This is a genomic window from Variovorax sp. GW821-FHT10D07, from assembly GCF_059415325.1.
Genome location: NZ_JBWKMZ010000001.1, coordinates 888,698 through 907,917, shown reverse-complemented (window position 1 = coordinate 907,917; position 19,220 = coordinate 888,698). Strand labels below are relative to the sequence as shown.

General features: G+C 71.6%; 14 protein-coding genes. 10 read left to right on the top strand and 4 right to left on the bottom strand.

From position 1 onward, the window contains the following. Nucleotides 1–49 precede the first annotated feature (49 nt). The 3 genes from AC07PU_RS04200 (at nt 50) to AC07PU_RS04190 (ending at nt 4,638) form a co-directional block, all read left to right on the top strand. Nucleotides 50–1,012, top strand: coding sequence for a GlxA family transcriptional regulator (locus AC07PU_RS04200; protein ID WP_495315818.1), 963 nt, complete (start codon nt 50–52; stop codon nt 1,010–1,012). Between the two features lie 450 nt (nt 1,013–1,462). Further along, nucleotides 1,463–3,829, top strand: a complete 2,367-nt coding sequence (locus AC07PU_RS04195) for a TonB-dependent receptor (protein ID WP_495315480.1) — start codon at nt 1,463–1,465, stop codon at nt 3,827–3,829. Between the two features lie 29 nt (nt 3,830–3,858). Continuing rightward, nucleotides 3,859–4,638 carry a tetratricopeptide repeat protein gene (locus AC07PU_RS04190; protein WP_495315478.1) on the top strand — a complete coding sequence of 260 codons (780 nt, stop codon included), beginning with the start codon at nt 3,859–3,861 and terminating at the stop codon, nt 4,636–4,638. 18 nt (nt 4,639–4,656) lie between these two features. Here the strand turns inward: AC07PU_RS04190 and AC07PU_RS04185 are convergent, their stop codons facing one another. From AC07PU_RS04185 to AC07PU_RS04170, 4 genes are all read right to left on the bottom strand, one after another. Then, the gene (locus tag AC07PU_RS04185; RefSeq protein WP_495315476.1) at nt 4,657–5,988 is read right to left on the bottom strand and encodes a PepSY-associated TM helix domain-containing protein; all 1,332 of its coding nucleotides are present in this window, start codon (nt 5,986–5,988) and stop codon (nt 4,657–4,659) included. Then, nucleotides 5,982–8,456 carry a TonB-dependent siderophore receptor gene (locus tag AC07PU_RS04180; RefSeq protein ID WP_495315474.1) on the bottom strand — a complete coding sequence of 825 codons (2,475 nt, stop codon included), beginning with the start codon at nt 8,454–8,456 and terminating at the stop codon, nt 5,982–5,984. Before AC07PU_RS04180 ends, AC07PU_RS04185 begins: the two co-directional genes overlap by 7 nt. A 95-nt stretch (nt 8,457–8,551) precedes the next feature. Beyond that, nucleotides 8,552–9,478, bottom strand: coding sequence for a FecR family protein (locus AC07PU_RS04175; protein ID WP_495315472.1), 927 nt, complete (start codon nt 9,476–9,478; stop codon nt 8,552–8,554). Next, nucleotides 9,471–9,998, bottom strand: a complete 528-nt coding sequence (locus tag AC07PU_RS04170; RefSeq protein ID WP_495315470.1) for an RNA polymerase sigma factor — start codon at nt 9,996–9,998, stop codon at nt 9,471–9,473. The genes AC07PU_RS04175 and AC07PU_RS04170 overlap by 8 nt, the downstream gene beginning before the upstream one ends. 157 nt (nt 9,999–10,155) lie before the next feature. Here AC07PU_RS04170 and AC07PU_RS04165 point away from each other — a divergent pair, with 157 nt between their 5' ends. The 7 genes from AC07PU_RS04165 to AC07PU_RS04135 all read left to right on the top strand — a co-directional run bounded on the left by AC07PU_RS04165 (nt 10,156) and on the right by AC07PU_RS04135 (nt 19,183). Then, the gene (locus AC07PU_RS04165; RefSeq protein ID WP_093349953.1) at nt 10,156–10,662 is read left to right on the top strand and encodes a sigma-70 family RNA polymerase sigma factor; all 507 of its coding nucleotides are present in this window, start codon (nt 10,156–10,158) and stop codon (nt 10,660–10,662) included. A 61-nt stretch (nt 10,663–10,723) separates the two neighbouring features. Further along, entirely contained in the window at nt 10,724–11,728 is a 1,005-nt protein-coding gene (locus AC07PU_RS04160; protein WP_495315469.1) for a FecR domain-containing protein, read from the top strand. A 124-nt stretch (nt 11,729–11,852) separates the two neighbouring features. After that, on the top strand, nt 11,853–14,333 hold the full coding sequence (locus tag AC07PU_RS04155; RefSeq protein ID WP_495315467.1) for a TonB-dependent siderophore receptor: 2,481 nt from the start codon (nt 11,853–11,855) through the stop codon (nt 14,331–14,333). Nucleotides 14,334–14,335: 2 nt separating this feature from the next. Then, nucleotides 14,336–15,055, top strand: coding sequence for a hypothetical protein (locus AC07PU_RS04150; protein WP_495315465.1), 720 nt, complete (start codon nt 14,336–14,338; stop codon nt 15,053–15,055). A 6-nt stretch (nt 15,056–15,061) separates the two neighbouring features. Continuing rightward, nucleotides 15,062–17,665 carry a PepSY domain-containing protein gene (locus AC07PU_RS04145; RefSeq protein ID WP_495315816.1) on the top strand — a complete coding sequence of 868 codons (2,604 nt, stop codon included), beginning with the start codon at nt 15,062–15,064 and terminating at the stop codon, nt 17,663–17,665. A gap of 79 nt (nt 17,666–17,744) precedes the next feature. Next, complete coding sequence (locus tag AC07PU_RS04140; RefSeq protein WP_495315463.1) at nt 17,745–18,395, top strand: ABC transporter ATP-binding protein; 651 nt, start codon at nt 17,745–17,747, stop codon at nt 18,393–18,395. Next, on the top strand, nt 18,392–19,183 hold the full coding sequence (locus tag AC07PU_RS04135; protein WP_490877875.1) for an ABC transporter permease: 792 nt from the start codon (nt 18,392–18,394) through the stop codon (nt 19,181–19,183). Before AC07PU_RS04140 ends, AC07PU_RS04135 begins: the two co-directional genes overlap by 4 nt. Nucleotides 19,184–19,220: the final 37 nt, after the last annotated feature.

The following is a 19,220-nucleotide window of genomic DNA, read 5'->3' as shown; positions in this document are numbered from 1 at the left end:
CAATGGCGCCATGGTCGTAAATGACAATATTGGTATCATTCGCGCCATGATGAAGCTCGCGATCCTGGCGCTCGATGGCGTGTTCGACACCGGCCTCAGCGTGTTCCTCGACCTGTTCTCCGCGGCCAACGAGGTGGCGGCCGAGCAGGGCGCGGCGCGGCCGCCCTTCGAGCTGCGCGTGGTCGGCGTGCGCCAGCGCATCCGCACGGCGCATGGCCTGACCATGGTGGTGGACCCGGCCGACGCGCTGCGCCAGCCCGACTGGGTGCTGGTGCCCGCGCTCAACACCAAGCAGCCCGCGCGCCTGGTCGAGGCGCTGGGCCGGCGCGACGTGCGCGATGCCATGGCCATGCTGCGCAGCTGGCATGCGCAGGGCAGCGGCGTGGGCGGCGCCTGCATCGCGAGCTTCCTGCTGGCCGAGACCGGCCTGCTCGACGGCCAGGAGGCCACCACCATGTGGCCGCTGGCGCCGCTGTTCCGCGAGCGCTATCCGCGGGTGCGGCTCGACGAGTCGCGCATGGTGGTCGCCTCGGGCCGCGTGGTCACGGCCGGCGCGGCGATGGGGCATCTCGATCTCGCGCTGTGGCTGATGCGCCAGGCGAGCCCCGAGACCGCCGCGCTGGTGTCGCGCCTGATGCTGGTCGACAAGCGGCCCTCGCAGGCGCAATACATCATTCCCGACCACCTCGCGCATGCCGATCCGCTGATCGAGCGCTTCGAGCGCTGGGCCCGCGAACGCCTCGCGCGGGGCTTCTCGCTGCACGATGCGGCGGACGCGCTCGCGGTCAGCCCGCGCACCTTGCAGCGGCGCATGGAGGCGGTGCTCGGCAAGTCGCCGCTGGCCTTCTTCCAGGACCTGCGCGTCGAGCATGCGCAGCACCTGGTCTCGATCGGCCAGGGCCTCGAGGAGATCGCGAGCGAGGTCGGCTATGCCGATGCCGCGACCGTGCGCAGCCTGTTGCGGCGCAAGCTGGGGCGCGGGGTGCGGGAGCTGCGTTCGGCGCTGGCTTAGGGCGCGGTCGTCACTGCGCGGACCGGGTTCGCGCACGCCGATGTCGCGATGGAGACTCGGTCCGCAATGCATTCGAATTGGCGCGCCAATGCCACGGCGCATTGCCATTTCTATTTCCGTTGCTCAACGCATTGGAGAAATAGCGATTTCCCTCGACACGTGCGACGTCCCCGCGGGCATTCGGCGCTCTGCATCACCGCAATTCGACGCATGAGCGGGCGCACGCAGCACGTCCTTTATTCGTAATGAGATAAGTTCTCATTCGAATTGATCGCGTCGTCAGACGGCAACAAGTTCTGCAAACCAAAGGTAAAGATGCCGTAAATCGATAGTGCGAGTCATTATCATTTGCGGATACTTTGTTACGCCGATGTCACCTCCAGTGCACAGCCGCGTGACCGCCGGCGCCGCGCGCCGGCAGCGCTTTCACCTCGACAAATCACTCACACCATGACCTACATCAGAAGCCGCAAGCACTCGACTTCGCGCTATCTCAACGCGCACGCCGCCACCAGGACCGCCGCCACCCTGGTCGCGCTCGGATCGGTCGGCGCGGCGCATGCGCAGGGCGCGCTGAAGGAGGTGCAGGTCGATGCGGCGCCCGACTACAAGGTGGAGCAGTCCTCGTCCTCGAAGCAGACGGCACCGCTGCTCGATACGCCCAAGTCCGTCACCGTCATCCCGCAGGAAGTGATGACGCAGATCAACGCGACGACGCTGACCGAAGCGCTGCGCACCACGCCCGGCATCACCTTCGGCGCCGGGGAGGGCGGCAACCCGGTCGGCGACCGGCCCTTCCTGCGCGGCTACGACAGCCAGGCCAGCACCTTCGTCGACGGCCTGCGCGACATCGCGCCGAGCACGCGCGAGGTCTTCAACCTCGAGTCGGTGGAAGTGGTCAAGGGACCGGACTCGACCTCGGGCGGACGCGGCGGCGCCGGCGGCACGATCAACCTCTACACCAAGGCACCGAAGCAGGAGAACTTCTTCCTCGGCTCGGTCGGCCTGGGCAGCGACAAGTACCACCGCGAGACGATCGACTGGAACCGCAGCTTCGGCGAGAACGGCGCCTTCCGCCTGAACCTCATGGACTTCGGCGCCGACGTCGCGGGCCGCAACGGCCCGAGCAACAAGCGCTTCGGCATCGCGCCCTCGATCAGCTGGGGCCTGGGCACGCCCACGCGCGTGACGCTGTCGCTGTTCCACATGCGCACCGACGACGTGCCCGACGGCGGCATTCCCTACTACCTGCCCGCGAGCTTCCCGCGCTTCGGCGTGGTCGAGCTCCAGCCGACCTACGGCTTCGACCGCAAGAACTGGTACGGCGTCGAGGGCCGCGACTTCCGCAAGGACAAGTCCGACTCGGTCACCTTGCAGGTCGAACACGACATCTCGCCCGAGATGAAGCTGCGCAACATCACGCGCTTCACCAAGAGCAGCATGGACTACATCTGGACCCAGCCCGACGACAGCCAGGGCAACGTGGCGCGCGGCCTGGTGTGGCGCCGCTTCAACGGCAGCATGCGCGACATCGACACCTTCGCCAACGCCACCGAGCTCAGCGGCAAGCTGCAGACCGGCAGCGTCAAGCACAGCTACGTCACGGGCCTGGAGCTGTCGCGCGAACGCGCCGACAACGACAGCTACACCCAGGTCAACCGCGCCTACACGGCGCAGCAGAAGTGCCCGGGCGGCGCCGGCGTGGGCTCGAGCTTCGTCTGCACGAGCCTGTACTACCCCACGTCCAGCGACCCGTGGCTGGGCACCTTCGTGCCCAACGGCAACCCGACCAGCTACCGCACCGACACCGCGTCGCTCTACGGCTTCGACAGCATCGAGCTGTCGCCGCAGTGGATCGTCAACGCGGGCCTGCGCCTGGACAGCTACAAGACGCAGCAGACCAACCCCTATCCCAGCACCACCGCCACCGGCGGCATGGCGCTGCCGGTGCTCACCAGCGGCATCCGCACGAAGTTCGAGCGCAACGACACGCTGCTGAACTACCAGCTCGGCGTGGTCTACAAGCCCGCCAGCAACGGCAGCATCTACGCGTCGATCGGAACCTCCTCCACGCCGGGCGGCAACAGCCTGGGCCAGGGCTCGGAGAGCCAGGCCCTCAGCGGCACCGTGGGCGGCGTGGCCAACACCGCGATCGACCTGAAGCCGGAGAAGAACCGCAGCATCGAGCTCGGCACCAAGTGGGACCTGCTGGAGCGCAAGCTGTCGCTGACCGGCGCGATCTTCCAGATCGAGACCACCAACGCGCGCATCACCAACCCGACCGACGGCACCGTGTCGCTGGCCGGGGACAAGCAGGTGCGCGGCTTCGAGCTCGGCTTCTCGGGCAACATCACGCACCAGCTCTCGGTCTTCGGCGGCTACACCCTGCTCGACAGCAAGGGCAAGAACCTCGGCCAGAGCAGCACCACCGATGCCAGCGGCCGTACGGTCTACGTGCCCAACGCCGGCACGGGCCAGCCGTTCCCGAACACGCCGAAGCACAGCGCGAGCATCTGGGCGACCTACAAGCCCACCTCCGACTGGACCTTCGGCCTGGGCGCCTTCTACCAGAGCGAGGTCTACGGCGGCTTCGCCTGGGCCGCCGGCACGGGCGGCGCCACGCTGATCAAGCGCAGCATTCCGGGCTACACCCGCATCGACGCGATGGCCGGCTACCGCGTGAACAAGAGCTTCAACCTGCAGCTCAACGTCCAGAACCTGACCGACCGCATCTACTACAACACGGCCTACTCGACGCACTACGCGAACATCGCGCCGGGCCGCTCGGTGACGCTGACGGGCAACTTCTCGTTCTGATCGACGAAGCGCTTGATGCGACGACGAGCGTGAGCAGCGAAGGCGCATCCCCCGCGTTCGTGTTCCCCAACGCGAGCGCGCTCAACACCCTGACGCGCGCGCAATGGGACGCGCTGCTCGCCGGCCCGCCCGAGCGCGCCGCGACCTGGCTGTCGGCGGCCGCCCATGCGGGGCATGCCGAAGCGCAGGCGGTGCTCGGGCAATGGTTGCTCGATGGCCGCGGCGTGGCGCGCAACGAGGCCTCGGCCTTCGCCTGGTTCCAGCGCGCGGCCGAGCAGCGCCATCCGATGGCGGCCAACATGCTCGGGCGCTGTTTCGAGCACGGCTGGGGCACCGCGCCCGATCCGCAGCGCGCGGCCAGCGCCTACCGCGCGAGCGCCGAGCTCGGCCTCGACTGGGGCATGTACAACCTCGCCAACCTGCTGGCGACGGGGCGCGGCATCGCGCTGGACCACGCCGCGGCCTTCGACTGGTACCGGCGCGCGGCGGCGCTCGGGCATGCGCGTTCGATGAACATGCTCGGCCGCTACCACGAGGACGGCCTCGTCGTGCCGCGGGACCGGGACCGGGCCCGCGCGCTCTATCGGGCATCGGCCGAGGCCGGCGACTTTCGCGGTCGCTTCAGCCACGCGAGCATGCTGGCCGAGCAGGGCGAGATCGACGCGGCGGTGCGCTGGTTCGAACGCATTCCCGAGACCGCTCCGAAGCACTACCTGGCCGAGGTCGTTCAGCGACTGCGCGCCTCGCCGCTGGCGGCGCTCAGGGAGGTCGCGGACCGCCTGGAGGCCCAGGCGGCGGCGCGCGCCTGAAGTCCGCCCGGCGACCCGCTACCTGCGCAGCCCGCGCAGCACGAACCAGAAGACCACCGCGAGCGGGATCGCCAACGCGAGGTCGGCCGCCCACTTGAGCGCCGCGTCGCTCGTGACGCAGGCCACGCCGAGCCCCACGCAGATGCACAGCGCGAGCAGCTTCGGCATGCGCCAGGTCGAGGGGCTGCCTTCGGTGGCGGCCTCGGACTCGCCGCGCGGACGCGATGGCGGCACCTCCGCGACGCGACGCCGCCGCACGACCCACAGGTACAACCCGCTGACCAGCACCGCGATCGCGAGCAGGTCCAGCACCAGCCACATCCACTTCATCGGCAGCCCGCCGTAGTCGCCGAAGTGCAGCGGCTGCGAGACGAACAGCGCCTTCACGTACCAGGGCATTTCGCGGATGTCGCTCAGGGCCCCGGTGGCCGCGTCGACCAGCGCCGGCTTGAGGATGCGCATCGACAGCGGCGTGGCACCGCGCAGGTAGACGCCGAAGTGATGCGGCGTGGCGAAGCTGGTGCCCGGCAGGAACACGGACTGCACTTCCATGCCCGGCGCCGCGGCGCGCGCGGTGGCGATGGCGGCATCGATCGAGCCGATCCGCCCGGGCGGCGGCAGGCCGCGATAGGGCCCGGTCATCTGCGGCAGCACCTCGGCGCGCCAGTGCGCGGCGATCGGGTCGTGCAGCGTGTTGATCGCGCCCGTGGTGCCCACCACCAGCAACCAGGCCGCGATGCCGATGCCGACCAGGTTGTGCAGGTCGAGCCAGCGCGCGCGCCGGCCGGCGCGCACGGTGCCGAAGCGCAGCTTGCGCATGAAGGGCCCGTAGACCACCACGCCCGAGACCACCGAGGCCACCAGCAGCAGGCCCATGGCGCCGAGCAGCAGCGCGCCCGGCAGGCCCGCGAGCAGGTTCTTGTGCAGCTCGAGCACGGTGTCCATGAAGCCGCCGGTGCGCGGCGGCGGCAACTGCAGCAAGGTGCCGTCGCGCAGGTCGAAGGTGTGGCGGCGCAGTTGCGCGAACGGCGCCTGCGCGTCGGGGCCGGTGGCGATCACGACCGTGGGCGGTTCGGTGGAACCCGGCGCGGGGCGCGAGAAGCCGAGCGACACCGCCACGCTGCCGGGATGCGCCGCGAGCGCGCGCGCCACCAGCGCGTCGAGCGCGGGCGCGACGGCGTTGGTGGCCGGCTGCTGGCGCGCGGGCGGCGGATCGAGCCAGTCCTCGATCTCGTCGTGGAAGATCAGCGGCAGCCCGGTGACGCAGGTCAGCAGCAGCAGGGCGGTCGCGATCAGGCTGGTCCAGCGGTGCACCGCGGACCACAGCCGAAGCCGGGCCGGGCTCACCATTGGTAGCTCAGCGAGGCGATCACCGTGCGGCGGTTGCCCAGGGTGCAGCCCGAGGTGGTGTTGCAGGTGGAGATGTAGTAGCGGTCGGCGAGGTTCGAGGCCGTGAGGCTCAGGCGCGCGCCGCGCAGCGAGGGGCTGGCGCGGCCCAGGTCGTAGCGCAGGCCGATGTCGACCAGCGTGTAGGCCGGCATGCGGTAGAGGTTGCTGGCGTCGAAGGTGGCGCCGATGCGGCGCACGCCGGCCGACAGGCCCAGGCCCGCGAGGGCGCCGCGCTGCAGTTCGTAATCGAGCCACAGCGAGCCCTGGTGGTCGGGCGTGCCGTAGAGCCGCGCGCCCACTTCCGAGGGCGTGTTGCTGCGCGTGATGCGGTGGTGCAGCCAGGCGTAGGCGGCCGTGAGGTTCAGGCCCGGCATCAGCTCGGTCTTGGCCTCGAGCTCGAGGCCGCGCACGCGCACCTCGCCGGTCTGCACGTTGAAGCCGGTGTTCGCGAGGTCGGGCGTGACGCGGTTCTGCTCGGTGAGCTCGAAGGCCGATGCGGTGAACAGGCCGATGCCGCTGGCCGGCTGGTACTTGAGGCCGGCCTCGACCTGCTTGCCGGTGGTGGGCTGGAAGGGCACGCCGCCGAAGCTGCTGCCCGACACCGGCTGGAACGAGGTCGCGTAGCTCACATAGGGCGCGACGCCGTTGTCGAACAGGTAGCCCAGGCCGATGCGGCCGGTGGTCTTGCTGTCGCTCTGCTGCGTGGCGGTGCTGGCGCGGCGGTTCACGGTGCGGGTCTTGGCGTCGTCGTGCCGCAGGCCCAGCGTGGCGATCCAGCCGCCCAGGCGCATCTGGTCCTGGAAGTACAGGCCGGTCTGTTCGAGCCGCGACGTGGTGTTGCTGAGGTTGAAGCCGGGGTCGACGATCGGCTGCCCGTAGACCGGCGCATAGACGTCGAGGCTGGGCGCGGCGCGACGGCCGAAATCGAAGTCGCCGATCTCGCGGCGGTGGTCGATGCCGATCAAGGCATCGTGGCGCACGGCGCCGGTGTCGAAGCGCAGCGCGAGCTGGTTGTCGATGCTGAAGGTGCTGGCGTTGGCCGCGGTGTTGGCGGCGGTGCGACGCAGGGTGCGCTGGTCGGGCAGCAGGCCGCCGGTCTGCAGGATGGTGATGGCGCGGCCCTCGAACTCGGTGCGCGCGGCGCGCATGTTCTGGCGGAAGCTCACGGTGTCGCTGAAGCGGTGCTCGAAGCTGTAGCCGAGCCAGCTCTGGTCGCGGCTGAGGCGGTCGAAGTCCGGCTCGCCCGCGTAGCGCTCGAACGGCAGGCGGCCGTTGATGTTGGGCCGCAGCGTGCCCTGGATCGGCAGGTAGTTGAACAGCGTGTGGGCGTTGCGCTCGGTCTGGTTGTAGGCCTGCAGCGTGAAGCTGGTGCGTGCGTCGGGCTGCCAGGTGATGGCGGGCGCGATCAGCCGGCGGTCGTTGTCGACGAAGTCGACCTGCGTGCCCGCCTCGCGCGCCAGCGCCACCAGCCGGTAGCGCAGCGTGCCTTCCGCGTTGAGCGGGCCGCTGAGGTCGGCCGCGACCTGCTTGCGCCCGAAGCTGCCGGCCTGCAGCTCGAGCTCGCGCTGCGGCGTCTCGGTCGGGCGCTTGCTCACCATGTTCACGATGCCGCCGGGGCCGCTCTGGCCGTAGAGGCCCGACGAAGGTCCCTTGAGCACCTCGACGCGCTCGAGCACGTAGGGATCGACCACCGCGCTCGCGAAGCCGCTGCCGGCGGCGCCGTAGGGCAGCTGCACGCCGTCGAGGTAGAGGTCGGGGCGGAAGCCGCGCACCTGGGTGTAGATGTCGAACTGCGAGGTGGCGCCGAAGGTCTCCGACAGCACGCCGGCCGTGTAGCGCAGGGTCTGGCCGAGGTTCTGCGCGCCCTGGGCGTCGATCTCGCGCGCGGTCACGACGTTGACGGTCTGCGGCACCTCGAGCAGCGGCGTATCGGACTTGGTCGCGGTGGCGCTGCGCGTGGCGGCGAAGCGCACGGGCGGGCCCAGCGGGTTCTCGCGGCCGGCATCGGCCGTGACGCGGATCTCGGGCAGCGCGGCGCCGGCCGCGGGCGAGGCCGGCTCCACGGTGAAGGCCTGGCCGCCCTGAGGCCGCGCCGACAGGCCGGTGCCCTGCAGCAGCCGGTCGAGCGCCTCCTGCGCGCTGAAGCTGCCGCGCAGCGCGGGCGCATCGCGCCCCTGCGTCAACGAAGAGGCGAACAGCACCTGCACGCCGGTCAGGCGCGCGAGCTCGTTGAGCGAGCGCTCGAGCGGGGCGGCCGGCAGGTCGATCGCATGGCGCACGGCCTGCGCCTGCGCCATGCAGGCGACCAGCGCGCAGGCCGAGGCCAGCGCGGCGCGGCGCGGGAGGGGGCCGCGCAGTTGCAGCGGCAGGACGATCTGGTGCCGGGTCTGGCGAAGAAGCCCGGCAATGCGGGCGGTAGGGCGGCTCACGGGGGTCGGTTCCTTCGGAAAGTGATGGGCTCTCTGAAGGTCTGTCGGATCCGGCCGCGGCCAACCCTACCTCGCGGCGAAGAAATTTCTCGAACTCAGCGCGCCCGCACCTCGACCGTGCCGTCGGGCAGGCGCGCGACCTGCACCGGCAGGATGCGCGGCAGCAGTTCGAGCGCGCGGTCGGTCTGGGCGCTGTCGAAGGTGCCCGAGAGCGCGAGATCGCCGATCGGGCGCGCCGGGTCCTCGCGCAGCCGCACCGGTTCGCGCCGGTAGCGCTGCATCTCGGCCAGTGCCTGCGACAGCGGCGTGCGGCTGAAGACCAGCCGGCCCTGTTGCCAGCCGCCCTCGGCATCGATGTCCACGGGCTGCGCCGCGGCCGGCTGGCCGTTGCCGCTGTCGTTGCCGACGCGCAGCGCGCGCCCCGGCGTCACCAGCGCGGCCTGCGCCTCGCCGGCGCGCCGCACCTCGACCTTGCCCTCGTACACCACCACCTGCACCTCGGCCGGATCGCGGCGCACGTCGAACACGGTGCCCACCACGCGCACCTGGGCCCGGCCCGCGTCGACCTCGAAGGGCCGCACCACGGCCTTGGCGACGGCGAAGCGCGCGCGCCCCTGGAGCAGCTCGACGCGGCGGCTGCGCAGGTGCCACGACACCGCGAGCTCGGTGCCGGTGTCGAGCGTCAGGCGGGAGCCGTCGGCCAGCTCGAGCTGTCGGCGCTCGCCGACGGCAGAGGCGAACTGCTCGTGGCGGTAGGCTGGATCGAGCACCCAGAGGCAGGCCAGCGTCGCGAAGGCCAGCGCCAGCGTCGCGAAGGCCAGCGCCAGCGCCGCGCCGACCGCGCGTCCGGTGCGCCGCGGCGCGGCCTTGGCGCGCGCCGGCGGCAGCGGGAACAGGGCTTTGAGCGTATCGCGGCCGGCATCGAGCGCCTCGTCGAGCGCGCCGCCGCCGGGGCGCGCGAGCGGCACGCCGACAGGTTCGCCAGCGAGGGCACGCGGCGATGCGTCGCGGCGCTCAGCCATGGAAATCCACCAACGCACGGGCGCAGGTCTCCATGCCGCGGCGCAGATGCTTCTCGACCGCCTTGACCGAGATGCCCAGGTGCGCCGCCACCTCGGCCTGCGGCAGCTCGTGCACCTTGTGCATCACGAACACCTCGCGGCAGCGCTGCGGCAGTGCCGCGATGGCCTCGGCCAGCACCTCGATGCCCTCGCGCGCGGCGACGATGCGCGCCGGCTCGTGCAGGTCGAGCGCCTCGGGCGGCTCGGCCATCAGCTCGATCAGCGCGTCGCGGCTGCGCTCGGCGCGCCAGCGGTCGACCGCGCGGCGCTTGGAGAGGATGCGCAGGAAGGCCAGCGGCGTGTGGATCGGCGTGCGCGGCGGCGTCTCGATCAGGTCGGCGCAGACCTCGTGCACGATCTCGCGCGCGGCGCCGCGCTCGCCGCGGCCGAAGCTCAGGCGCCGCACGTGGTCCACCAGTTCTTCGTAGTGGCTCACGAGCGCGGCGATCAGCGGGGAGTCGATGGAGTGCTTGTGCGACACGGGCGACGTGGCGGCGGTGCGGGTGTAAGCGTTTGATTCTAATTGCGAATCGTTTGCAACTTCAAACGGAACCGGACCCAGGTCTGAAGTCGACTGCTACAATTGAGAACCATTCGTATTAAATCCTGAGCGCAGCCAGTCGCTGCGGGGAGATGCCATGTCGGCCGCCGAGTTCGCGCCTCCGCACGAAGTGCAATCGCTCTACAGCAACCACCACGGGTGGCTGCAGGGGTGGCTGCGCCGCAAGCTGGGCTGCCCGCACAACGCGGCCGACCTCGCGCAGGACACCTTCGTGCGCGTGCTCGGCAAGAAGGAACCGGTGGCCGCCGCCGAGCCGCGCGCCTACCTCGCGACCATCGCCCATGGGCTGGTGGTCGACTTCCACCGCCGCCGCGCGCTCGAACGCGCCTACCTCGAGACCCTGGCCGCGCTGCCCGAGCCGCAATCGCCCTCGCTCGAAGAACGCGCGATCGTGCTGGAGGCACTGAGCGCCATCGACGCCATGCTCGACGGCATGAAGCCCGCGATCCGGCAGGCCTTCATCCTCTCGCAGCTCGAGGGCCTGACCTATGCGCAGATCGCGCAGCGGCTGCAGGTGACGGTGCGCACGGTCAACAACTACATGCTCAAGGCGCTCGAGCATTGCTACCTGCTCGCGCCATGAGCGCCGCGCCGGGCCGCCCCAAGCAAGCTCGCACCGCAGTGCGAAGCACGAAGGTAGTTCAATGAGCTCTTTCGAACTCGGCCTGCCCGCCGGCCACGAGGCCCGCGTGCGCAAGGAGGCGATCGCCTGGTACGCGCAGCTGTGCTCGGGCGAGGCCACGCCGGCCGACCACGAGGCCTGGCGCCGCTGGCACCGCGCGCATGCGGAACACCGCCGCGCCTGGGAGAAGCTCGAGGCGATGCAGTCCACGCTGCAGCGCGTGCCCGGCCACATCGCGGCCTCGACCCTGCGCGCGGCCGGCGCGGCGCGCACCGACCGCCGGCGCCTGCTGCGCGGCGTCGCGCTGATCGCCTCGGGCGGCGCGCTCGGCTACCTGTCGTGGCAGGTGGCCGATGGGGGCGGGAGCTGGCCCGCGCTGCTGGCCGACTACCGCACCGGCACCGGCGAGCAGCGCAGCATCGACCTCGCCGACGGCTCGAGCCTGCTGCTCAACACGCGCAGCGCGGTCGATGTGGTGTTCGACGGCACGCGCCGGCTGATTCGGCTGCGCGAGGGCGAGCTGCTCGCGGAGACCGCGCGCCACCGCGTGCCCGGCAGCCACGACGCGCGCCCGTTCATGGTCGAGACCGCGCAGGGCCGCATCCTCGCGCTCGGCACCCGCTTCACCGTGCGCAGCGAGGGCGGCATCACGCGCGTCACGGTGCTCGACGACGCGGTCGAGGTCCGGGCCGCGAACGCACCCGAACGCGCGCTGCGGCTGCAGGCCGGCCAGCAGGTCGACATCGGCGGCGACGGCGTGGGCCTGCCGCAGGCGGCCGACGCGGCCTCGGCCGCCTGGGCCCAGGGCAGCCTGGTCGTCAACGACTGGACGCTGCAGGAAGTGGTGGCCGAACTGGCGCGCTACCGGCGCGGCCGACTGGCCTGCGATCCGGCGGTGGCGAACCTCAAGGTGTCGGGCGCCTTCCCGATCCACGACACCGACAGGGCGCTGTCGGTGATCGCGCGCAGCTTCCCGGTGCGCGTGGCCGGCCTCACGCGCTACTGGGTCTCGCTGGTGCCGGCCTGATTCCTGCGTTCGGGTCCGCGTCAAAAAAATCTTCCGCCGCCTTTCATCTTTTCCGATTTCGTTCGGCCTTCCTCCTGAGAACCATGGCGAGCGCCATGGATTGCAGTTCTGCCGAAGGAATCCCATGCACGCGCACCCGTCCTCACCCACCCCCGTCTCCAAGGCGCTGCTGTGCCTGCTGGCGCTGGCGGCCGCCATGCCCGTCGCGGCGCTGGCCGCCGAGCCGGCGCGGCCTGCCGCGAGCGCCAACGCGCCAGGCGCCGCGCGCGCCTACCGCATCGAGCCCGGCTCGCTGGCCGCGGTGCTGGGCCGCTTCGCGGCCGCGGCGGGCGTGGCGCTGTCCTTCGATCCGGCCCACACCCGGGACCTGAACTCGCGCGGCCTCGACGGCAGCTTCACGGTGCAGGCCGGCTTCGCCACGCTGCTCGCGGGCACGGGCCTCGAGGCGGTCGAGGGCGGCGCGGGCGAATTCATCCTGCGTCGCTCGGCGAGCGCGCAGGCCGAGCCCGGCGTGATCGAGGGCGCCGGCGCGCTGCCCGCGGTGCGCGTGGTGGCGCGCGCGGCGCCGGTGCCCGGCGATGCCGACGACCGCTACCAGCCCACGCCCGATGCCTCGACCCTGCGCACCACCGCGCCGGTGCTCGAGATCCCGCAGGTGGTCAACGTAGTGCCCGCGCAGGTGATCCGCGACCAGCGCCCGCGCAACATCGACGACGCGCTCGCCAACGTCAGCGGCATCAACCAGGGTAACACCCTGGCCAGCACGCAGGACACGCTGATGAAGCGCGGCTTCGGCGGCAACCGCGACGGCTCGATCATGCACAACGGCATGCCGCTGGTGCAGGGCCGCGGCCTCAACGCCGCGGCCGAGAGCGTGGAGGTGCTCAAGGGCCCGTCCTCGCTGCTCTACGGCCTGATGGACCCGGGCGGCGTGATCAACGTGGTCAGCAAGAAGCCGCAGCTGACCCAGCGCACCGCGCTGTCGCTGGGCGCCTCGGGCTACGCGGGCGGGCGCAACGGCAGCGGCCAGACGCTCGACACCACCGGCCCCATCGGCGAGAACGGCCTGGCCTACCGGCTGATCGTCGACCGCGTCGACGAGGACTACTGGCGCAACTTCGGCACCCACCGCGAGACGCTGGTCGCGCCCTCGCTGGCCTGGTATGGCGAGGACACGCAGGCCGTGCTCTGGTACGAGTACCGCAAGTTCGTGACGCCCTTCGACCGCGGCACCGCGCTCGACCCGCGCACCAAGAGCCCGCTGGACCTGCCCAAGACCCGGCGCCTGGACGAGCCCTGGAACGAGATGCGCGGCGAGAGCCACCTGGCCCAGCTCTCGGTCGACCACCAGTTCGGCGGCGGCTGGGCCGGCCACCTGAACCTCAGCTACAACCGCGAGACCTACGACGCCAACCAGCTGCGCATCACCGGTGTGAACACCACGCGCGGCACGCTCACGCGCAGCAACGACGCCACGCACGGCGCCCTGAGCACCGACAGCTACGCCACCGCCTATGTCGACGGCCGCGTCGAGCTCGGCGGCATGCGCCACGACCTGCAGTTCGGCTGGGACGCCGAGTACCGCAAGATCTACCGCGCCGACCTGCTGCGCCAGGCCGTCACGCGCAGCTTCAGCTACCTCAACCCGGTCTACGGCCTCGAGTTCCCGTCGGCCACCGTGTCGGCCAGCGACAGCGACCAGACCGACAAGCTGCACAACCAGTCGGTCTTCTTCCAGGACTCGATCCATCTCGGCGAGCGCTGGATCGCGGTGGCCGGACTGCGCTACCAGGCCTGGTCGCAGACCGCGGGCCGCGGCCGTCCGTTCAAGGCCAACACCGACACCGACGGCTCCAAGGTGCTGCCGCGCGTGGGGCTGGTCTACAAGTGGAGCGACAGCCTGTCGCTCTACGGCAGCTACACCGAGTCGCTCAAGCCCACCTCGACCATCGCGCCGCTGTCCTCGGGCTACATCGTCGATGCCTCGGTGGCGCCCGAGCAGGGCAAGTCGTGGGAGCTCGGCGCCAAGCTCGACCTGGCCGGCGGCCTCACCGGCACCGTGGCGCTGTTCGACATCCGCAAGAAGAACGTGCTGGTCTCGCAGTTCAACGACGTGACCAAGCTGACCGACTGGCGCACCTCGGGCGCGGCGCGTTCGCGCGGCCTCGAGCTCGACGTGGCCGGCGAGCTCGGCAGGAACTGGAGCGCGATCGCGAGCTACGCCTACATCGACGCCAAGACCACCGAAGACCCGCTGTACGCCGGCAACCGCCTGTGGAACGTGGCGCGCCAGACCGCGTCGCTGTCGGCCGTGTACGACTTCGGCCAGGTCTTCGGCGCCGAGGGCCGGCTGCGCGTGGGCGGCGGCGTGCACTACGTGGGCAAGCGGCCCGGCGACTCGGCCAACAGCTTCGTGCTGCCGGGCTACACCACCGCCGATGCCTTCGCCACCTACGACACGCGCATCCACGGGCGCAAGGTCAAGTTCCAGCTCAACGTGAAGAACCTGTTCGACAAGACCTACTACCCCTCGGCCGCGAACACCTACTTCATCTCCATGGGCGACGCGCGCCAGGTGTCGTTGCTCACCACCTTCGAGTTCTAGGCATGAAGGACGCCGCTTCCATCGATCGCCGGTCCGCACTGCTGCGGCTCGCCATACCGCTTGCCGCGGGACTGACCGGCACGGCCGGCGCACAGCCGGCACCCGGCCGCAAGCTCGTGCTGCTGGTGCAGCGCGGCAGCCCGAACGCGGCGGTCGACGAGCAGGTCGCGCAGCACCTGGGCGCGCGCGGCTTCGCGGTCGCCGTGCTCGACCAGGCGGTGGAGCCCGGCGCGGCGGCGGGCGCCGAGCTGGTCGTGATCTCCTCGACCGTGGCCGCGAAGGACGTGCATCCGGGCTGGCGCCAGTTGCCGGTGCCGCTGCTGACCTGGGAGAACGACCTGCTCGACGACCTCGCGATGACCGGCAAGCGGCACGACGTCGATTTCGGCGAGGCGGCGAAGGAACGCTACCTGTGGCTGGTCAACGCGCCGCATCCGATGGGCGCGGGCCTGCCGGCCGGCGTGGCCAACGTCTACCAGCGGCAGGCCGGCATGAGCTGGGGCCGGCCCGGACTCGGCGCCACCACCATCGCCACCCTCTACGGCCAGCCCGAGAAGGCGGCCATCTTCGGCTACGAGAAAGGCGCCACCATGGACTACGAGTCGCTCGCGCCGGCGCGCCGCGTGATGGTCTTCCTCGGCAACGACGGCTTCACCAATCTTTCCCCGGCCGGCCGCGCGCTCTTCGACGCGGCCGTGGACTGGGCCGCGGGAGCGCGCTGAATGACGATGCCGACATGGCGCCAGGCCTGGTTCCAGCTGCACTGGCTGCTGGGCATCACCGCGGGCAGCGTGCTGCTCGTGATCGGGCTCAGCGGCGCGGTGCTGTCGTTCCGCGAGGAGCTGATCGACGCGCTCAATCCCGGTGGCCGCCATGTGGCGGTGCAGGACAAGGAAGCGCTCGCGCCACCGCAACTGCTCGCGGCCGTGCGCGAGGCCTTCCCGGGCCGCCAGGTCGGCACGCTCGCGCTGTTCGCCGAGCCCGGCGTCGCGGCCCGCGTGATCTTCGCGCCGCGCCCCGGCGAGCGCCGCGGCGACACCGTCTACCTCGATCCCTATGCGGGCCGGCCGCTGCCGCCGCTGGCGGGCGCCGAGTTCTTCGAATGGGTCGAGGCACTGCACCGCTGGCTGCTGCTGCCGCGCGAGCCGGGCCGCGTCGCGGCCGGCGTGCTGGCGATCGGGTTGTTCGTGCTGGCGCTGTCGGGCCTGTACCTGCGCTGGCCCCGGCGGCCGCTCGACTGGCGCGCCTGGCTGACCTTCGACCCGGCGCTCAAGGGCCGGCCCTTTCTCTGGGGGCTGCATTCGGTGGCCGGCACCTGCGCCTTGCTGCTGTACCTGGTGTTCACCACCACCGGCGTCTACTGGGCCTTCGACGCCGTGCGCGACCGCGTCGATGCCTTCGCGGGTCAGCCGCGCGCGCCCGCGCAGGCACGCAATGCACCGCGCGTGCGCAACATGCAGCGCGACGACGCCGGCGCGGTCGACGTGGCGCCCGCCTGGGCCACGTTCCAGCGCCAGGCGGCCGCCGGCGGCTGGAGCGAGGTGATCCTGCGCGTGCCCACGGGGGCCGCGCCCACGGTGCTGTTCACCTGGCTCGATGCGCATCCGGCCCACGAGCGCGCGCGCAACCGCATGACGGTGCGCCTGCCGGGCGGCGAGGTCACGCAGGACGAGCGCCATGACGCCAAGCCCCTGGGCGGCCGCTTCCTGGCCGCCATCTATCCGCTGCACATGGGCACCTATTTCGGGTTGCCGGGACGCATCGCGATGATGCTCGCGGCGCTGATGCTGCCGGTGTTCACCGTCACGGGCTGGATGCTGTACCTCGACCGCCGGCGCAAGAAGCGCGCGGTGGCCGCGGAACGCGCGGCGCTCGTTGCCACGGCAGGGGCAGGGCGGCCGTCGGTGGACAGCGCGACAACGCCCGAAGGCGTGCTCGTGGCCTTCGCGAGCCAGTCGGGCACGGCCGAGGGCATCGCGCTGCGCAGCGCCGCCGCGCTCGAGGCCGGCGGCTTGCGCGTGACCGTGGCCTCGCTCGCGCGACTCGACCCCGAACAACTGCGCCACCACCAGCGCCTGCTGCTGGTGGCCAGCAGCTTCGGCGAAGGCGGCCCGCCCGATGCGGCGCGACGCTTCGCGCAGCGGCTGGTGCAGGTCGGCGGCGATGCGCTCGCGCACCTGCGCTACGGCCTGCTGGCGCTCGGCGACCGGCACTACGCGCGCTTCTGCGGCTTTGGCCATGCGCTCGACCATGCGCTGGTGGCGGCGGGCGCGCAGTCGCTGTTTCCGATGATCGAGGTCGACAACGGCGACACGGCCGCGCTTGCGCGCTGGCGCCGGCAACTGGTGGCGCTGCGCGGCGCCGATGCGATGCCGGCCGAGGCTCTGACCGATGAACCGCTCGCGCCCGCATTCGAACCCTGGACCTTGAGCGCGCGCCGGCTGCTGAATCCCGGCAGCCTCGGTGCGCCGCTCTACGAGATCGAACTCGCCGCGCCGCCCGAAGCGACCGCCACGTGGCGGCCCGGCGCCTTGGCCGAACTGCAGCCGCGGCTCGCGGCAGACACGGTAGCGGCCCTGTTGCGCGCTACATCGTGGACCGCGGATGCACCGGTCGTGTTCCAGGGCCGGCACTGCACGCTCGCCGAGGCCCTGGCCCGCAGCGCCGTGCCCGCGCCGCAAGCCCTGGTGCAAGGCCTTGACGCGCAGGCGCTGGCCGATGCGCTGGTGCCGCTCGCCACGCGTCGCTATTCGATCGCGAGCCTGCCCTCGGAAGGCCCCGTGCGGCTGCTGGTGCGGCAGGCGCGCCACGAGCAGGGCCTGGGCATCGCCTCGGGCTGGCTCACGGCGCATGCGCCGTTGATGGCGCAGCTGCCGCTGCGCCTGCTCGCCAACCCCGGCTTCGCGCCCGTGGGCGACGACCGGCCCTGCATCTTCGTGGGCAACGGCTCGGGTTATGCCGGCCTGCGCGGCCATCTGCGCGAACGCATCGAGCGCGGCCACCGGCGCAACTGGCTGGTGTTCGGCGAACGCCAGCTGGCGCGCGACGCCTTCTTCATGGACGAGCTGCGCCACTGGCAGGCCGCGGGCCAGGTCGAGCGCGTCGACCTCGCGTTCTCGCGCGACCATGCGCCGCGCATCTACGTGCAGGACCGACTGCGCGAGCATGCGGGCGACCTGCGCCGCTGGGTGGGCGAGGGCGCCGCGATCTTCGTCTGCGGCAGCCTGCACGGCATGGCGGCGGGCGTGGACGAGGCGCTCGAGACCGTGCTGGGGCGTGCCACGCTCGACGACCTGATCGCCGAAGGGCGTTACCGGCGCGACGTGTACTGAGAAGGCGCGCGCGGAGGAGGCGCTTCAGCCGCCGTTCAGCTTGATCGGCAAGCTCGGGGCTTTGGCCATTCTTTCGCGCATGCCCGAGCTTTCCCGTCCTTCCGCCCCCGGCCTGGCCCACCTGTCCATCGAGGGCCTGCGTGCGTTGCACGTCGGCCCCATCGCGCTGCAGGCCGCGCGCGGCGAATGCATCGCCATCCTCGGCCCCTCGGGTTCGGGCAAGAGCGTGTTCCTGCGGCTGGTGGCCGACCTCGACCCGGGCGAGGGCCGCGTGGTGCTCGACGGCATCGATCGCGCGGCGCTGTCGGGCCCCGAGTGGCGCCGGCGCGTGATCTACCAGGCGGCGGAGCCGGCGTGGTGGGGCATGGGCGTGGCCGAGCACTTCCCGGCCGGCCTCGATCGCGACGTGCTCGCGGGATGGATCGCGGAGCTGGGCTTGCCACGCGACGTGCTGCAGGCCGACATCGCGCGGCTGTCGACCGGCGAGCGCCAGCGGCTGGCCCTGCTGCGCTCGCTCGCGCACCGCCCCATGGTGCTGCTGCTCGACGAACCCACCGCCTCGCTCGACCCCGCCACCACGCTCGCGGTCGAAGCGCTGCTGGCGCGCGAACAGGCCGCGGGGCTGACGCTGCTCTGGGTCACGCATTCCCACGAGCAGGCCGCGCGCGTCGCGGCACGTCATCTCGAACTGAACGCGGGCCGGCTGCAGCCGGCGGGGAGCGTCGCATGAGCCCTATCCATCTCGACGCCACCGACCTCGTGCTGGCCACGGTGCTCGTGCTGCTGAACGCGCTCGCCTCGCTGCTGCTGGGGCTGCAACTGCATCGGCAGGTGCTGTGGGCGGCCGCGCGCATGGTGGTGCAGTTGCTGCTGGTGGGACTGGTGCTGCGCTTCGTGTTCGCGGCGGCTTCGCCGGGCGCCACCCTGGCCATCGTGCTGCTGATGATCCTGGCCGCGGCGCGCGAGGTGGCGGTGCGGCCCGCGCACCGGCTGCGCGGCGGCGGCAACTTCGGCATCGGCGCGGCGGCCGTGGGCGTGTCGAGCGTGGCGACGGTGGTGCTGGCGCTGATGACCGCGATCCGGCCGCAGCCCTGGTACGACCCGCGCTATGCGATCCCGCTGATGGGCATCGTGCTCGGCAGCGTGCTCAATTCGGCCAGCCTGGGCCTCGACAGCTTCTTCGAAGGCGTGACCGCGGGGCGCGCGCGCATCGAGGCCCGGCTGGCGCTGGGCGCGACCATTCACCAGGCGATGGCGGCGCTGATCCGCTCGTCCATCCGCAAGGGGATGATCCCGATCGTCAACCAGATGTCGGCGGCCGGCGTGATCACCTTGCCCGGCATCATGACCGGCCAGCTGCTCGCGGGCATGGACCCGGTCGAAGCCGCGAAGTACCAGATCCTGCTGCTGTTCCTGCTCACAGGTGCCGGCGGCGTGGCGGCAGCCGGCGCGGTCTACCTGGCGGCGCGCTCCCTCACCGACGACCGGCAGCGGCTGCGCGCCGACCGCCTGCGCTGAACCGATCATGCGGCTGCGGCCATCTTTACCTGCTGTT

Bases quoted from the DNA above. Each gene is read 5' to 3' on its own strand.
- AC07PU_RS04200 (WP_495315818.1), top strand. From the start codon at position 50: ATGAAGCTCGCGATCCTGGCGCTCGATGGCGTGTTCGACACCGGCCTC.
- AC07PU_RS04195 (WP_495315480.1), top strand. From the start codon at position 1,463: ATGACCTACATCAGAAGCCGCAAGCACTCGACTTCGCGCTATCTCAAC.
- AC07PU_RS04185 (WP_495315476.1), bottom strand. From the start codon at position 5,988: ATGGTGAGCCCGGCCCGGCTTCGGCTGTGGTCCGCGGTGCACCGCTGG.
- AC07PU_RS04175 (WP_495315472.1), bottom strand. From the start codon at position 9,478: ATGGCTGAGCGCCGCGACGCATCGCCGCGTGCCCTCGCTGGCGAACCT.
- AC07PU_RS04165 (WP_093349953.1), top strand. From the start codon at position 10,156: ATGTCGGCCGCCGAGTTCGCGCCTCCGCACGAAGTGCAATCGCTCTAC.
- AC07PU_RS04160 (WP_495315469.1), top strand. From the start codon at position 10,724: ATGAGCTCTTTCGAACTCGGCCTGCCCGCCGGCCACGAGGCCCGCGTG.
- AC07PU_RS04155 (WP_495315467.1), top strand. From the start codon at position 11,853: ATGCACGCGCACCCGTCCTCACCCACCCCCGTCTCCAAGGCGCTGCTG.
- AC07PU_RS04150 (WP_495315465.1), top strand. From the start codon at position 14,336: ATGAAGGACGCCGCTTCCATCGATCGCCGGTCCGCACTGCTGCGGCTC.
- AC07PU_RS04145 (WP_495315816.1), top strand. From the start codon at position 15,062: ATGCCGACATGGCGCCAGGCCTGGTTCCAGCTGCACTGGCTGCTGGGC.
- AC07PU_RS04140 (WP_495315463.1), top strand. From the start codon at position 17,745: ATGCCCGAGCTTTCCCGTCCTTCCGCCCCCGGCCTGGCCCACCTGTCC.
- AC07PU_RS04135 (WP_490877875.1), top strand. From the start codon at position 18,392: ATGAGCCCTATCCATCTCGACGCCACCGACCTCGTGCTGGCCACGGTG.